We start from the raw sequence: 14,402 nt of genomic DNA, 5'->3' as shown, positions 1-14,402 counted from the left end.
GCACATTCATGAATCAATGTCTGTTCCAATTGAACCTATGAAAGATTTTACCACAGCCGCAAAACGCTCTGGTTTGTCTAAGTGGACACTGTGACCAGCATCCTGGATTTGTTCTGCCTGAAGTCTTGGATTAAGACTCTGCAGCTCTTTGGCAACAGCAGATGAAACCACGCCTTTATCGCCAAATACAATGAGGCTTGGAACATCAATTGCGCTCACTAACATCCTATAGTCAGGATTCGGTGGCGTGAGAACGTCAAAGGCGGCCATGCTTGTTTGAAGTCGTGCCCGTGCGAACAGCTCAAGGGTCTCCTCTGATCGATTAGGGTGTCTATTCCGCGCATCTGCCAACACCTCATCCAATGACATATTGAGCATTCTCCTATGCTGATCGGCCACATCACTATCGCGAACTTCGCGCTGAACTTTTGGACTCAAAAACGTTGGATCAGCTAATATCAGACCACGGAGTAAATTTGGTTTACGGCTTGCCACCACCGCTGCAGTCATACCACCCATGGAATGCCCAAGCAGGATTGGCTGCGAAAGTCTTAGGGCATTTATTAAACCGGCAACATCGTTTGCATGGTCTTCATATCGGTATCCAAAGTCAGGTACACTGGAATTGCCATGTCCCCTAGCATCTGGCATGATTACATCATATTCTTTCTCCAAAACATGTGCCAAATCTGTCCAACACTCCCCATTAGTCATTAGCCCATGTAACAAAATTAAAGGTGTTTTGTTTCCCCCAGTTCTTATGTAGTATATGTTAATTCCGTTTGTTTCGCAGACTGCTGTGTTCCAATAGGTCATATGTTATTTCCTCCAAGCGTAAAATTTAGGGTAAAGTTTATAAGTTTAGAGCTTTTATAAAATAGCCAAGCTTTTCGACATTTCAAAATCCTGTAAATTAGGGTAAATGCAGCAGCAATGACATTAGCTTGAAAATGGCGTCCAAGGTTCACGCACTCAAGCCGTTGCTGAACTAGCCCTCATATGAAAACATCTTGCCTAAACTTGCAGTCGTAAAACAATGTGCCTTCACTTCTTAAGATCTCTCCTCTATAGCAGCCAAATCGAACTTGAAAGCATTATTATACTATGGATGGCGCCCCCGAAGCTCTTGTCATTCGTTACGATATTGAGTAACTAGTTTTTCAAATTTATCTACATATGTTTTTATCTTTTCAACATCTTCTATTGATGATAAAAACGGTTTTCTTTTACCACAAATTAAAATGTCTTTTATCATGTCTGATTCTCTTCTATCAAATTTGATATACGGTCTTAAAGAATACCCTTTAACATTTGGTAACTTAGCTACAATCCAAGCTAATTGTTCTGTTTTATATAAGTTACTGCGAAAATCTAAAACTTCCAATTCAGACATTTTTGTATAGATAGATATATCTTCTATTTCAATGCTTTTCCCGCTAAATGAGAATTCTTTCAACCTAGAATTTTCAAGAGGATTTAGGTCTTTAAGTACACTTGTGCTCCAAATTGCATCGCCAAATGACAATCTTTCTAACTTAGGCGCTTTTTCAATACCATCTAATGTATGCAATCTTGTGAAATCACTTATATACAGTCCTTCTAAAGCTGTATTTTCAGTCATATCCCACATTTTATCAATTCTTTGATTATGAAAATATCCTATGAATACAGTATTTTTTAATGTTGATAACAAGGACCAGTCTTCAACTAGCTTGTTCTTCCAAAACATAATTACTATAAATCTATAAGCTTGTGTACGAATAAAGTATTCAAAAGTATCTTGTCTCAAACCTGAAATCATTACTTTTTCAGTGGAGTCTAATTCGCTAAACTTGTCAATTTCCTCACAAGTAATTAATCCTCCACCAATGTCTCGTTTCTTTTGTTCTACAGTTTTGTACTCATTTGTCAGATTACATAATCTTTGAAATTCTTCACTAGTCATTATTATAACCTCATATACTTTTATTTCATAATATCGTACTTTTCCAATATAAATAACAAGTCCCTCGAAGCACCACTTCCTTAGCCATCTATAATATAACATTTCTTATTCAATACGCCGAGAAACCTAGAGCGACCGCACTTGGCCTTGCAGGTGTGCTTTACAGTCTTCTCATGCAAAGCGGACTTGAGTATTTCGTTATCCGAAGCAAGACTTAAAGTATTATTCTCCTAAGATAATATTCCAATTGCTTATAATTTTATCTACAGCTTGCTTAACTCTTGGTACATTGTCTTTCTCGCTATATTCTTTAAGAACTTGTGACATCAATTCAATTGAGGAGGGATTAATCAGCACTGGCCTAGGATTAAGTCTATTGAGTGCAATATGACCTGGGTGAGGTATTAATCTATTTAATGTATCTATTGCTACTAAACTATAGGGTCTTCCCTTTAGTATCCATTCATTGAGTTTATCCCAAGATGGGTTAGATGCCGCTGCTAAACTCCCCCATGAATCCTTCACAGGGCTTTTAACTTTGGTTTCCATCCAATTTATTGCTTGTGGAGCTCTAAATTTATATAGACAAGAAAAAGCCATATGGGGAAGCTCATTGTCTGAAATATTTTCAAGTGCACTTAATACGAAATTAAATCCTTCATCAAACGGAAGACAAAAACAGGCTGCTTCTGAAAGATGTATTATATGTTTTCCGTCGTAAAACTTCCATTTTTCTCTAATCCAATCTTCGCAAAATCTCCCTAATATTCTTGAAGCAATTTCATATAACCTTCCCTTAACATAGTAGTTTTCTGAATTATCAAATCTACTCTTTATGGATTTAAATAAAATGTGTGGCTCGTGCTGCTTTAGACAATTAATCATATTACCTTCTAACCACCACTTAGCAATGCAGAAATCGATTAGAGATTCAATATTTTCTTTAACATCATCGAGTGAGGGTGCAATTAAATCTTCTATTCCCTCAACATCTTCTTCTGGCTGAGTAGCGACCCCATCATCTTCATAGAAATCGTCATGTAACAAAAACTTATTAAATGTATGTATAGAGGCTAAATTGTACCATTCAATTGGTCTTAACGAATATGATAAAAGTCTTTTATGACACTCATTGCATAACTCATAGGGCTGTATTTCATCATCACATTTTTCAATCACTTCAACCTGTCTTATTTTACATGCCTGACAATACATCATATCTCTCCTTCAACCTTAAGTTAATAAAAAATATTGAATAATAAACCCTTTAATTCTGTCCTCTGTTTCAGATAACATCTCGTGTTGCTGATGCTTTAAAAACATAGATAACACCTATCTTAATTTTTAAAATGTACCTTAGATGAAAATCGTTTATAAAAGTTTACTAATTCTTATTTGGTTATATTAAAATTTGACCTCCTTGTGTTATACTCATAAATCTATAGAATCAGTTATACAAAAAGGCACCATCTAACGCCAAATTTATCAATAAAATCTGCACACAATGGACTAAAATCACAAGGACCTAATGGGAATAGAATTTGACTACCTTCTTTAAGTACTTCATAAGCCTGTTTAACACTTTCCTCATTTCCTTCGCCATAATGAAGGCAAAACTGCATTGTGTTGCCTGTAATTCTTTTGTTCATACCATCATTCGCTTCAGATACTGCTAGGGTATGTCCACAAATATCAAGTTCTGAATGATAAAATGTGTCATCAGAGCTTTTTACGTTAAAGCCAAGTGTGGCGTTGAAAGCTTTTAAATAAAGTTCTACAGCTTCCCTGCTCCCTTTTACATAAATCTGCATCAATGACCTTTTCATAATGTACCTCCTTAATATTCTATTCAAATTGCTAACTATGCGTTAGCTTAATATAGTATACAATATTTTACAATTACATCTTAGATAAACAAAACTATAAGCTAGCAGAAATTACTCTGTTTAAGTTTGTATATCTTCTTTTTTCAATATGGCCTTAATATTTGAATCTACACAAATCGTGTTATTCTTTTTTAATGCAAATTCAATTACTTCCTCAATTGATTCTCTTGGATATGATGAATAAAAAAATGCCTCTTTCTTTTTATCTTTCAACTTAACATATATCGTAGGTATGCCTACTTTAGAGAGCATTAGCTTATATTCTGAAACTTTAAAGCTTTTTATAGAATCAAATTTAATATTTAGTTTTTTGTATAGTTGAAATATTACCAATCTATCCTCATAAAGAATTACTCTTCTATTTAAAAGCATTAATCCAAGTAATGCTATCACAAAAGCACCTACAAACTGCTTTGTTAAAATAGAAATATATACAACACTCCCATACATGACTGTAATACTTATTATTGAGACAATATAATTTTTGATAAAATAACTCTTAACCTTCATATCATATCTCCAATACTCTCTGTAAATATCTATTTATAATTACTTGACTTTAGTGATTATATCTTTCTTTCCAAAACAAAACTAAATGCGTATAGATTAACTCTAACAGACCAAAATGTCATATAATGTTCCACATTCAAGACATTCCTGAACCTTAGCCAGGCTTGACTTGGTGAAGGAATATTCTTTGGCTATCTTTTCATGTCAAAGAGGAATAAAATGTTTTGTTATGCGATATAATCATCTTTCCCTTCTCTCATAAAAGTACAAACCAGCTTTTTTAAGATTCTCAATTGCATCATGTATACTTTCATTATTGATTTTAATAGAAGAAATTTCTCCTGGTGATTCAGATGATATATTATCCCATATTGTTTTTATGCTATTCTGTTTAACTATCTTCATTTCTTCAAGTATTAACTCATATTTCCCAGGTTCATTAGTAAAAATATTAACTACTTTATATTCTTGTACAAATATTTCATCATATCCTTGATGTGAACCAAACCCAAAATTACTGCCTCCATCATTTATTAAAAGCTCTCCATATCTGTTTAACACTTTTTCAAAGTCCTGATTGCTTCCCCCATCTAAGTAGTAAACATCGCTATGAAAGGGATCTGTATCCTTTTTTCTTAGCTTTTTCTCATCATCAAGATTGGTTGGAACCTCCAACACAAAGAATCCGGGAGTTCTTATTTGAGCGCAAACCTTACTCAAAAACATTTCAAAATTCTCTTCACTTACATTTACCGTAAATAGGTGGTACTTGCCTTTATCTTCAATAACATAAGACTCATATACTCCATCTAGTTTTTTTATATAAACTCCCTTAACTAATTTAATTTCCGTTTCCACCATCTTCCTCCTCCACACTTTATAATAATTTGACATAACGTTTCGTACTCCAGACTCCGAGACCCTTAACGCGATACAGCTTAGGCTCGTAGGTGTAGCTTGGCTATCTCTTCAAGCCAAGCTGAACGGAAATTTCTTGTTATATAATATTTTAAATCTTTGCTGTCTATGTGCTGGAACATCCTCCTGTTTATGTCTCTTTCCTATTAATTCTAAAATAAGAAGAATATCAATTAACTAAACCGGACAATACCTCAGTTATTCAATTTCATAAATTAAATTTTTAAGCGATAAGCATGATTCAATAATTCCATAGCCAAAGCTGATAATTATATTCGTCATCACTAACTAAACCAATATCAATTACTTGTTCATCTAATAAATCAATTAAACAAAATCCTTTACCAAAACCATATTTAAGAGAACCCTGTAAATCATTGAGCGTCCAATCATGGCACCATAATTGGGATGCTGATTCTGATAAGTCGTTAAGGATAATTTTAGCATAACCGTCACAATATCTAGAATTAACAAAGATATACTCTTTTTCACATGTTAATTGTGCTTTATTTATAATCCACTTATAACATTGAATATCATCGGAATTACATGTCAACTTACTGTATGGCTCTATCTTACTTTTTTGCCACAATTCATAATAAGAAGAGATAACTTTTTTATAAAAATCTCTCTCAGAACCACTTTCATAGATTTCTATAGTAGTTATTGCATTCATGGACTTCATTAAATTCTTAAAATATAATTGCTTCTTTTTCTGTTCAATCAACGCTTTTCTATCCATAATGCATTTCTCCCTTTATTTCTTTTATAATAATTACTATTTGCTATTGTATAAAAAATTTTGACATTATAATTGCTTACTATAGTGCCTCTACTCTGGTAATATATTTCTAAAAATATTATGCGTAAACATAGATTTTACTAGATTTAAAATGTCATATAACACCTCTAATTTTCGATGCTGAGAATCTTAGAAAGCTCTTTTCTTAGCTTCTCAGGTATAGTTTGGCTATCTTTTCAAGCCAAGCTGAACGGAAATATTTCGAGTTAACTTAAAATGCAAATACTGAGCACCTTCCCCTCAGAATTTCATAATATAAATGATATGAAAATATAGTAGGAGGAATACTATGTTATATTTTTGCCCAATACATGGCATATACTTTGAATCCCCAGACAATTGTTACTCTAACTATAGAGAACAGGTCAATGGAACTATAATCGATTTATGGAATACAGTCTCTCCACCTCCTGCACCTGTGCTAAAATCCGTAAAGGCTGATTCCAATACCACTGCACTATTGATTTTAGATATGGAGATGTCTATATGTAAAAGTCCACGCTGTATAGCTTCTATCACTAATATTTCCAATTTACTTACTAAAGCTCGAAATAATGGTATGCTTGTTATCTATAGTCTTACACATAATGGAAATCCTCAAGATATTGTCAGGCAGCTAACCCCTTTACCAGGTGATCCTATTGTAAAATCAAACGTAGATAAGTTTTACGAGACTAACCTAGACGAAACACTTCGAGAAAAAGATATTAAAACTGTTATAGTTACAGGCTTCGCAGCTAATGGTGCAGTACTTCATACAACTGCTAGTGCTGCTTTCCACGGCTATAATGTTATTGTTCCAGTGGACTGTATGTCCACTGCAAATATTCTATATGCAGAGCAATATACCGCATGGCATATGCTAAACAGTCCAGCCACTAGAAACCGAACATTACTGACAGAAGCTAGTTTAATTAGTTTTACACATTAGAAAAAAATGCGCCTCTATGCTTTGTAATTTTAAAAAAATGTTATGTGTAAACAAACTTTATAGATTTAAAATGTCACATAACGTTTCGCACTCAAGACGTTCCTGAACCGGACCCTAGAGGAGTACCCCATGGCTGCGTTTGCCCGGTGAAGGAAAGTGCTTTGGCGGCACATAAATTATTGCTAGACTTTGATAGTGGTCTCTAGCTAATCAAACCGCTTGTCTTAACTGCCTTTGAGCCAAAGCAAACTTGAGTGATTTGTTAGGCGTAGTTTTGCAACCACACTTAAAGCTAAGGCTAATAAAGTCTATTAAAAATTATTTCGTAATATAAGAAAAATGTACATTAGATAATCTATAGACTATGCTCATAGTTTTCATTATATTGCTTGTTAATTGAATAGTTTATAATAAGAGCAATAATCATGTCCATATCTAAAAACTTCTCCAACTTTCTTAAAAGCAAATTTATTGTATAGCATTTGAGCATTATAATTTGTTTTACTAACCAGGAATCTCATGCCATTATATCCTCTACTTTTACAATCCTCAATTACCGCATTTAATAATCTTGAGGCAATCCCTCTATTCTGAAGTGAAGGAAGAACCCCTATTCTCGCTAACTCACAAGGTTTTGTCATTCTTTGATCCCATGTTAAATCTATTAATTCATTTAGGGGACCAGCCGTTGCCACAGCTAAGATTTCACCTTTGTCGTTGGTCAAACAATAAAGAGACTTCATTTTTATATCTAATATTATCCATTCCATTGAAGGATAATCTTCATCCCATGTGCATCCCTGTGTTCCTATAATGCTCTTATATACCTTCAAAATATTCTTGTCATCTTCTCGTTCAGCTAATCGGAACTTATACTCAGCGGTATTTCTTATCATATGTTCTCTCCCTAACCATTTATTAATTTTACAATTATAAATTGTTTCTATTTTACGATACCTTGCAATTTCGTATTTAATAAAATCTAATATAAACTTTTAAGATGTTAATTTGTTAATCTAAAATTACGCCTAACGTTTCTAATTCCCGACACCGAGCAGCTTAGAAAGCTCTTTTCTTAGCTTCTCAGGTGCAGCTTGGCTGTTTTTTCAAGCCAAGCTGCACGGGGATTTTTTATTATACGCTGCTTTAGCCTCTGCACTTTGAGCTGAATCCATTCAAGAACTCAAATTTAATTTACACAATAAGAAACCGCTTAATAAAAAAGTAATTACACTCTTTGCAGCCATTTTTCCTTGTTGCTAAATGTTTCAAAATCATATTCTGGTACATAATCAAATTCATCATTGTTTTTCTTATTATAAGACTCATGTGCAATATATAGCAATGACTCAAATTCCATATCTTTTGGCATTTTCTTGGGGTTATTTAGAACTTCATAATAATAGGTACTGCCGTTTGCAACTACAGCACATCTTACATACAGAAACCAATCCACTGAAAAATAGCTATTCTCATCAATATATGAGTCCTCACCGATATTCTTTGCATATTCAATTCCATCTAAATCGTAGAGTAGTTGTGAAAGTATTTCATAAAATTTGTGTATATCGTCATTTGACTTTTTAGCCAAATAATTGATAGCCCTTTTAAGAACTTTATCATCATTACCTATATATTTCCAATCAAATATTGATATTATATTCCAAAACTCATTTTCATCCATAATTATTTTGTTTTCTATATTTCCCATTTTAACCTCCTCAAATATAGCAATTAGTGTTACATTTTCTTGAGTAATATATCTTATATTTCTTTATCATTTTATAAACTTTATTCCTAACGAACATTATCTTCAATTCCCCATGAATAAACTTAAATTTAAAAAACTCCAACCAATTGTTTTCTGTCAATAAAGTTGCGTATAACTTTTCTTGTTCAAGACGTTTGCCAGTGTTACAGGAATTTAGAAAGGATTACATAGCTCTTATGTTAGTTTTTCTAAATCCGGCTCGGTTAGCTCGCGGATGTGCTTTGCAGTCTTTCTATGAAAAGCGGATTTGAACATATTGTTATACGTAGTTTTAACCGCTACACTCTGATCTTAATCAAACTAACCCAAATCAATTTCAATTAATTAAATAGTAAGTGAATATCGCAGTTAGCTTTTGAGTAGAAGAAATATATAAAAATCCCTATTCAAATACTTTGACAACCTCGATTTTTCCTTTAATATACTTATTGAAGTTTTCTAATTCCTCTGCTGGTATCCATAATTCTTGATGATAACTATTACCCACAGTTTGTACTTCAAATTTTGATATATATGTATCATCAACTTCAAACTTTAGAACAAAACCTCTATATTGAGAATTTACATCCTGCATATTCCACCTTTGGGCTATTTCCTCGGCATATTTTTGATTGAGAACTGGATAGAAAATAGGTTGCTGAGGTAATCTTGGAGGAAATGCAGTATAATTAGTCTTTTCAATTAAATCCAACTCTGCCTTTCCAACTGGACGAAATAGTAACATAGAATCATCTCCCTTAAATTATTTAGTAATAAACTTTATCTACGCAACCATAAAACCTTAATCAAAAAATTCAGGATTATCACTCTGTCTATAAAAATTATGTATAACGTTCCATACTCCTGACGTTTGCCAGACCTAGATAGCTCTTATCTTAGGCTTGCAAATGTGCGAAGCGAATGGGAGTATTTTGCTATGCGAAGTATATTATATCTCAATGAAAATCCCTAGCTTATTTGAATATCTTCTTATTGTTTCCCTATATGCGTCATTTGTAATGTTGCCATAATGCTCACGCAATAACTGTTCTCCATGCTTATGATTTCCATATAATATAATAAATCCTGATAGAAATGCATAGTCATAAGGGGCTTTCGAATATGTTTTCGAGTAGTATAAATCAATTATGTCCTTATCTTTATTAAACTTTAAAAAATACGGATGTATAAACTCATCGAAATGAGCCTTAATTTGATTCTTTAATGCTTCAAAATTTGTGTTTGCTGAGATTGTATACCAGTAATCAGATGAATTCATTAGTTCTCCAATTCTTCTACGATTGAAACATTCATATTCTTTTGGAAACTTAGGGAGTTCACAATTATAATAAATTACATATAAATCCGGAACAAATATTCCAGTATTAAATGTAAATTTGATTTCCTCTTCATAATTATAATGACTAGATTGAATATTAAAGCATAATCCAAAATGTTCAAAACCTTTATAGTAATTTCTGGCTAACTTTTTGAATCCGCTTTTTTTTAATTCAGGGGTAATTGTTTCTTTTATTATTTCGTCTAATAGTTCCTGTAAAAATAACTTTCCCATAATTTTACCCTCCGTAAATAATTTCGCATAACGTCTCTTATTCAAGGCGCCTAGAAGCTTAGAGCGCTCTTCTCTTGGCTTCGCAGGTGTGCTTTGCAGTCTTCTCATGCAAAGCAAACTTGAACATTTTGTTATGTGAAGCTCTGCCGTTCCAAACTACTATATTTAACTTGTGTTATTATTCAATATCCCAAACAACTTCAGTATCAATCTTGCCGAACATTATATACTTGTTTATTAGCTTTTCTGTTTCCTCCGGTGTTATGAATACTTCATATTCTAAGTTAACCCTTGGCAAGCGTATATCCTTATAATTTTTTAGATTTAAAGATAATATTTTCTCTATTTCTTTATTCCACTCAGGATTAAAATATTGACCAAATTTGTTTCTCCATTCCAAAATATATCTTTTCGCACTTTCACAGTCTATTTGATAACTTTCACCTCTTAAAGCATAGAAATTACTTTCTGATACAAATTCTAGTATATGCCTGAATAAGGCTTCCTCAAAATTTTGAGCATATACTTTGCCAATTGTATCATCATGATAACAAAGCACAACAATCGGATTTTTTATATCTTCAATATACCATCCCCAAACATCACCGCCTCCAGTATGCGCAAATGGAATAATAAATGGTGAGTTGACAATATGACTTTCTTTATTATCTTCCCATGTAAGAATTTCATCAAATGAGTACCACTCCATATCATTAAACCAAACATAATCGGAGCCAGGTTTAGTCCATCCCAAATTATGCATGTCCAAAAATAATTTAGGGAATTCAAAATTACTTATTTTCATTTAAAATACCTTCTTTTCACATTTAGTTTCGCATTTAAGACGTTCCTGAACCTAGCCAGACCTGACTTGACGAAGGAATGTGCTTTTGGCTACTACAGAGGCTTGACCCTAGTTTAGCCAAAGCGAACTTGAATACATTGTTATATGAAGTCCTATACCACCAAAAGTACGGACTAATCAAATTCTCAATATTTCAAAAGTAATGCTATATTTAAGTACATATTATTTAGTATATATTATCTTTTTTTATCTCTTTTTTTCACAACCTGTTTAATATAAAAACTCATAGTTATTTCTCCAATTAGTACCTCTATACCAGCCATTAAAGTTTTAAATTGCTTAATGTCTTGTATTAGCGTCCTATTCAGTATTAATGAAAATTGTAAAGTATAGAACATTAAAAAGGCTAATGTTCCAAGAAGAATGAAGAAATTGCATCCCCATTTTAAGAACTTAGGTCTGGACCATGGATTAACAAGCTGTATTCCTAAAACAAAGCCAATCATTCCAGCTCCAATTAATAAGAAAATGAATATTTGTCCAAAGTTCAAAATAGAAATGGTACCTACTATGAACGCATATATAAATGGTGCAAAAAGTAATATAATTATTATTCCAATAAAGATTTTTATATACTTTAAAACAAAGTCATCAACCATTTAATGTTCCTCCATAAAACATCTTATGTATTTTTGTATCAGTCAATTAAACTTCTAACTTAAATTCCATAATCTTAATATCTTCTCTATAAAATCCCAGTTTACTATTTATCATTAAAAGGATTTCATATAACTTAAATATTCCTTATAATTACTGTCGTCATATACCTAACTTTAGCAATATTCCCGACATTATTGTCGGAAAATATTACCCTAGCTGATAATTCACTGTTTCATCTTAGTATTCAAAACTACATTACTATTAAGTGAATTATAACATAAATTACATAATATAACATATAACTTCATTAATTAAGCAATTGTAACTAAAGTGCAATACCCTTAATCTTTGAATAGACTTTAAAATACATAACCTAATTAATCTCTCAGCATTCAAAAGGCACTGGTTCATTTAACCAGTGCCTCAAATTTATATTTATAAATATTCTCTTAAGTCCTCTTGCTGTTTGATCTCCGTAACTAGATGTTTTATCTCCTGGTCTCTGTTCTTATCCATAATGAGAAGTACATCACCAGCATCTACTATAATCAGATCTTTTACACCAAAGCCTATTATAAGCTTATCTCTTTCAAATATTGTACAGTTCTCGCTTTGTTCCATGAAGGTTGTGCCGCTTATGCTATTTCCCCGGCAATTTGCTAAGAATCTACCTAATGCGGCAAAGGTTCCTATGCCATCCCATATAAATTCACATTTTAAAACATGGGCCTTTCGACTTTTGGCATAACGTTTCTTGTTCAAGACGCCGAGAAGCCTAGAGCGACTGCACTTAGCTTCGTAGGTGTGCTTTGCAATTTTCTCATGCAAAGCGAACTTGAATATTTTGTTATATGATGTAAACTTGTCCATCCCTCTTTTGAGTTACGCTTTTAAACCTCTACATCTCTCCTAAGGTATTTATAAGTATCTTTTATAGACATATTTAATCTATCTGAGATCTCCTTTATTATTAATCCACCTTCAGATAGTTTCTTTACTCTTTTTGTTAAATTATCTTCATACTCTTTAGTAGATTCATAAATCGGATCTAACATAGATTTCCAATTATCAAAATCGCCATATTCATCTTCTTTTATAATTTCTTTTATCAAGTTATCCAAATCCTTACATGTTATTCTTGGAACTACATTAGCCATAGACTTTTCGCTTATAAATTGATTAATTTTTATTATTCCATCTGTGAATTTGTCCAAGGAATCAGATAAATATATCCCACTGTCCCAATCGCCCATTCCATGCATCAATGATGATACTGGATATCCAATTTGATTAGTTTCAATTATAATTGGATCTCCGCATAAAATTTCATATCCTACAACTATCCACTCCGATTTCCATGCACCTTCTTCATTTGAAACGAGTGAATTACCATCTTTATCAATACTATATCCCACTTGTTCGCCTTCGAGCTCATCTGGATGAAAAATCTTAAACTCAGCGAACTCCTCCATCTTTTCAGCCTCATTTTTTAGTTTTAATAACTTCTCTCTAATCTTATTATTAAAAATCATTTTCTATTTTCTCCCTTATAAAAACCGTCTATTAAATTATCCCAAGTTTATTTCATATAACTTATATATCTCTTCACCTCAGTATTTAAAACCACATTACTAATAAGTGAATTATAACATAAATTACATAATATAACATATAATTTCATCTAAGAAGCACCTGCAATTAAAGCGTAATACTCTCAATCATTGAATAGATTTTAAAATACATAGCCCGATTTATCTCGCAGCATTCAAAAGGCACTGGTAAACCAGTGCCTCAAATTTATATTTATAAATATTCTCTTAAGTCCTCTTGCTGTTTGATCTCAGTAACTAAATGTTTTATCTCCTGGTCTCTGTTCTTATCCATAATGAGAAGTACATCACCAGCATCTACTATAATCAGATCTTTTACACCAAAGCCTATTATAAGCTTATCTCTTCCAAATATTGTACAGTTCTCGCTTTGCTCCATGAATGTTGTGCCACTTATACTATTTCCTCGGCAATTTGCTAAGAACCTACCTAATGCGGCAAAGGTTCCTATGTCATCCCATACAAATTCACATTTTAAAACATAGGCCTTTCTTGTTTTTTGCATTATTCCAAAGTCTACAGAAATACCATCGATTAGGCTGTATTGTTCTTCGGTTACTTCATGTTCCTGCTCAGTACCTAAGTGCTGATATATTTGCATAAGACTTCTGTACATTTTAGGAAGGTACTTTTCCATCTCTCTTAGGAATACATCTGCTCTCCATACAAACATTCCGCTATTCCATAGATAGGTGCCTTTTAAAAGAAAATCCTTTGCTACTTCTATATTGGGCTTTTCAGTAAATCTCTCTACTCTATAAGTGGCAATATCGCCACCGATTCTTTCTCCCATCTGAATATAACCGTATCCAGTTTCCGGTCTTGTGGGATCTACTCCTATAGTTAATAGTCCCCTTCTTCTCTCTGCAATTTCTACAGCTTGGGTTAAAGTATCTATAAACAACTTTTCACCCTCAATATAATGATCTGAGGGAAGCACAATCATAGTAGCATCTTTATCTTTCTTCAATAATTTAATGGCCGATAGACCTATACAGGTTGCGGTTTCCCC

The 14,402-nt window shown here is 32.8% G+C and carries 16 protein-coding genes and 1 pseudogene; 1 reads left to right on the top strand and 16 read right to left on the bottom strand.

Features of this window, described 5'->3' with window-relative positions:
* Positions 1 to 6: 6 nt before the first annotated feature.
* The 7 genes from bsdE14_RS13450 to bsdE14_RS13420 all read right to left on the bottom strand — a co-directional run bounded on the left by bsdE14_RS13450 (position 7) and on the right by bsdE14_RS13420 (position 6,001).
* Positions 7 to 816 carry an alpha/beta fold hydrolase gene (locus tag bsdE14_RS13450; protein ID WP_264850470.1) on the bottom strand — a complete coding sequence of 270 codons (810 nt, stop codon included), beginning with the start codon at positions 814 to 816 and terminating at the stop codon, positions 7 to 9.
* A 313-nt stretch (positions 817 to 1,129) separates the two neighbouring features.
* A complete protein-coding gene (locus bsdE14_RS13445; RefSeq protein ID WP_264850468.1) occupies positions 1,130 to 2,047 on the bottom strand; it encodes a hypothetical protein in 918 nt (305 codons plus the stop codon).
* 120 nt (positions 2,048 to 2,167) lie between these two features.
* Positions 2,168 to 3,163, bottom strand: coding sequence for a hypothetical protein (locus tag bsdE14_RS13440; protein ID WP_264850467.1), 996 nt, complete (start codon positions 3,161 to 3,163; stop codon positions 2,168 to 2,170).
* 233 nt (positions 3,164 to 3,396) lie between these two features.
* Positions 3,397 to 3,771, bottom strand: a complete 375-nt coding sequence (locus bsdE14_RS13435) for a VOC family protein (protein ID WP_264850466.1) — start codon at positions 3,769 to 3,771, stop codon at positions 3,397 to 3,399.
* Between the two features lie 120 nt (positions 3,772 to 3,891).
* The gene (locus bsdE14_RS13430) at positions 3,892 to 4,341 is read right to left on the bottom strand and encodes a hypothetical protein (protein ID WP_264850465.1); all 450 of its coding nucleotides are present in this window, start codon (positions 4,339 to 4,341) and stop codon (positions 3,892 to 3,894) included.
* Between the two features lie 240 nt (positions 4,342 to 4,581).
* Complete coding sequence (locus bsdE14_RS13425) at positions 4,582 to 5,202, bottom strand: hypothetical protein (RefSeq protein ID WP_264850464.1); 621 nt, start codon at positions 5,200 to 5,202, stop codon at positions 4,582 to 4,584.
* A gap of 298 nt (positions 5,203 to 5,500) precedes the next feature.
* Entirely contained in the window at positions 5,501 to 6,001 is a 501-nt protein-coding gene (locus bsdE14_RS13420; RefSeq protein ID WP_264850463.1) for a hypothetical protein, read from the bottom strand.
* Between the two features lie 349 nt (positions 6,002 to 6,350).
* Here bsdE14_RS13420 and bsdE14_RS13415 point away from each other — a divergent pair, with 349 nt between their 5' ends.
* Positions 6,351 to 6,992, top strand: coding sequence for a cysteine hydrolase family protein (locus tag bsdE14_RS13415; RefSeq protein WP_264850462.1), 642 nt, complete (start codon positions 6,351 to 6,353; stop codon positions 6,990 to 6,992).
* A gap of 392 nt (positions 6,993 to 7,384) precedes the next feature.
* Here bsdE14_RS13415 and bsdE14_RS13410 read toward each other — a convergent pair whose 3' ends face one another.
* The 9 genes and pseudogenes from bsdE14_RS13410 to bsdE14_RS13370 all read right to left on the bottom strand — a co-directional run.
* On the bottom strand, positions 7,385 to 7,888 hold the full coding sequence (locus tag bsdE14_RS13410; protein ID WP_264850461.1) for a GNAT family N-acetyltransferase: 504 nt from the start codon (positions 7,886 to 7,888) through the stop codon (positions 7,385 to 7,387).
* A 332-nt stretch (positions 7,889 to 8,220) separates the two neighbouring features.
* On the bottom strand, positions 8,221 to 8,703 hold the full coding sequence (locus tag bsdE14_RS13405; protein WP_264850460.1) for a DUF4240 domain-containing protein: 483 nt from the start codon (positions 8,701 to 8,703) through the stop codon (positions 8,221 to 8,223).
* A gap of 442 nt (positions 8,704 to 9,145) precedes the next feature.
* Entirely contained in the window at positions 9,146 to 9,487 is a 342-nt protein-coding gene (locus tag bsdE14_RS13400) for a hypothetical protein (RefSeq protein ID WP_264850459.1), read from the bottom strand.
* A 204-nt stretch (positions 9,488 to 9,691) separates the two neighbouring features.
* Positions 9,692 to 10,315 (bottom strand): DUF4304 domain-containing protein, encoded by a 624-nt coding sequence (locus bsdE14_RS13395; protein ID WP_264850458.1) that lies wholly within the window; start codon positions 10,313 to 10,315, stop codon positions 9,692 to 9,694.
* A gap of 178 nt (positions 10,316 to 10,493) precedes the next feature.
* Positions 10,494 to 11,120 carry an SMI1/KNR4 family protein gene (locus tag bsdE14_RS13390; RefSeq protein ID WP_264850457.1) on the bottom strand — a complete coding sequence of 209 codons (627 nt, stop codon included), beginning with the start codon at positions 11,118 to 11,120 and terminating at the stop codon, positions 10,494 to 10,496.
* A 236-nt stretch (positions 11,121 to 11,356) separates the two neighbouring features.
* Positions 11,357 to 11,779 carry a hypothetical protein gene (locus bsdE14_RS13385; protein ID WP_264850456.1) on the bottom strand — a complete coding sequence of 141 codons (423 nt, stop codon included), beginning with the start codon at positions 11,777 to 11,779 and terminating at the stop codon, positions 11,357 to 11,359.
* 436 nt (positions 11,780 to 12,215) lie between these two features.
* Positions 12,216 to 12,542 (bottom strand): hypothetical protein, encoded by a 327-nt coding sequence (locus tag bsdE14_RS13380; protein WP_435382505.1) that lies wholly within the window; start codon positions 12,540 to 12,542, stop codon positions 12,216 to 12,218.
* Positions 12,543 to 12,670: 128 nt separating this feature from the next.
* Positions 12,671 to 13,312, bottom strand: coding sequence for a hypothetical protein (locus tag bsdE14_RS13375; protein ID WP_264850455.1), 642 nt, complete (start codon positions 13,310 to 13,312; stop codon positions 12,671 to 12,673).
* 271 nt (positions 13,313 to 13,583) lie between these two features.
* A pseudogene (locus tag bsdE14_RS13370) lies at positions 13,584 to 14,399 on the bottom strand (mannose-1-phosphate guanylyltransferase); the annotation flags it as partial.
* Positions 14,400 to 14,402 lie beyond the last annotated feature (3 nt).

Source organism: Clostridium omnivorum (genome assembly GCF_026012015.1).
GTDB classification, from domain to species: Bacteria; Bacillota; Clostridia; order Clostridiales; family Clostridiaceae; genus Clostridium_AX; species Clostridium_AX omnivorum.
The sequence above is the reverse complement of the archived record's forward strand: the minus strand, read 5'-3'. Positions and strand labels throughout refer to the sequence as shown.

What these genes read in the sequence shown, in the direction of transcription:
- bsdE14_RS13450 (WP_264850470.1), bottom strand. Translation starts at nt 816, where the DNA reads ATGACCTATTGGAACACAGCAGTCTGCGAAACAAACGGAATTAACATA.
- bsdE14_RS13445 (WP_264850468.1), bottom strand. Translation starts at nt 2,047, where the DNA reads ATGTTATATTATAGATGGCTAAGGAAGTGGTGCTTCGAGGGACTTGTT.
- bsdE14_RS13440 (WP_264850467.1), bottom strand. Translation starts at nt 3,163, where the DNA reads ATGATGTATTGTCAGGCATGTAAAATAAGACAGGTTGAAGTGATTGAA.
- bsdE14_RS13435 (WP_264850466.1), bottom strand. Translation starts at nt 3,771, where the DNA reads ATGAAAAGGTCATTGATGCAGATTTATGTAAAAGGGAGCAGGGAAGCT.
- bsdE14_RS13430 (WP_264850465.1), bottom strand. Translation starts at nt 4,341, where the DNA reads ATGAAGGTTAAGAGTTATTTTATCAAAAATTATATTGTCTCAATAATA.
- bsdE14_RS13425 (WP_264850464.1), bottom strand. Translation starts at nt 5,202, where the DNA reads ATGGTGGAAACGGAAATTAAATTAGTTAAGGGAGTTTATATAAAAAAA.
- bsdE14_RS13420 (WP_264850463.1), bottom strand. Translation starts at nt 6,001, where the DNA reads ATGGATAGAAAAGCGTTGATTGAACAGAAAAAGAAGCAATTATATTTT.
- bsdE14_RS13415 (WP_264850462.1), top strand. Translation starts at nt 6,351, where the DNA reads ATGTTATATTTTTGCCCAATACATGGCATATACTTTGAATCCCCAGAC.
- bsdE14_RS13410 (WP_264850461.1), bottom strand. Translation starts at nt 7,888, where the DNA reads ATGATAAGAAATACCGCTGAGTATAAGTTCCGATTAGCTGAACGAGAA.
- bsdE14_RS13405 (WP_264850460.1), bottom strand. Translation starts at nt 8,703, where the DNA reads ATGGGAAATATAGAAAACAAAATAATTATGGATGAAAATGAGTTTTGG.
- bsdE14_RS13400 (WP_264850459.1), bottom strand. Translation starts at nt 9,487, where the DNA reads ATGTTACTATTTCGTCCAGTTGGAAAGGCAGAGTTGGATTTAATTGAA.
- bsdE14_RS13395 (WP_264850458.1), bottom strand. Translation starts at nt 10,315, where the DNA reads ATGGGAAAGTTATTTTTACAGGAACTATTAGACGAAATAATAAAAGAA.
- bsdE14_RS13390 (WP_264850457.1), bottom strand. Translation starts at nt 11,120, where the DNA reads ATGAAAATAAGTAATTTTGAATTCCCTAAATTATTTTTGGACATGCAT.
- bsdE14_RS13385 (WP_264850456.1), bottom strand. Translation starts at nt 11,779, where the DNA reads ATGGTTGATGACTTTGTTTTAAAGTATATAAAAATCTTTATTGGAATA.
- bsdE14_RS13375 (WP_264850455.1), bottom strand. Translation starts at nt 13,312, where the DNA reads ATGATTTTTAATAATAAGATTAGAGAGAAGTTATTAAAACTAAAAAAT.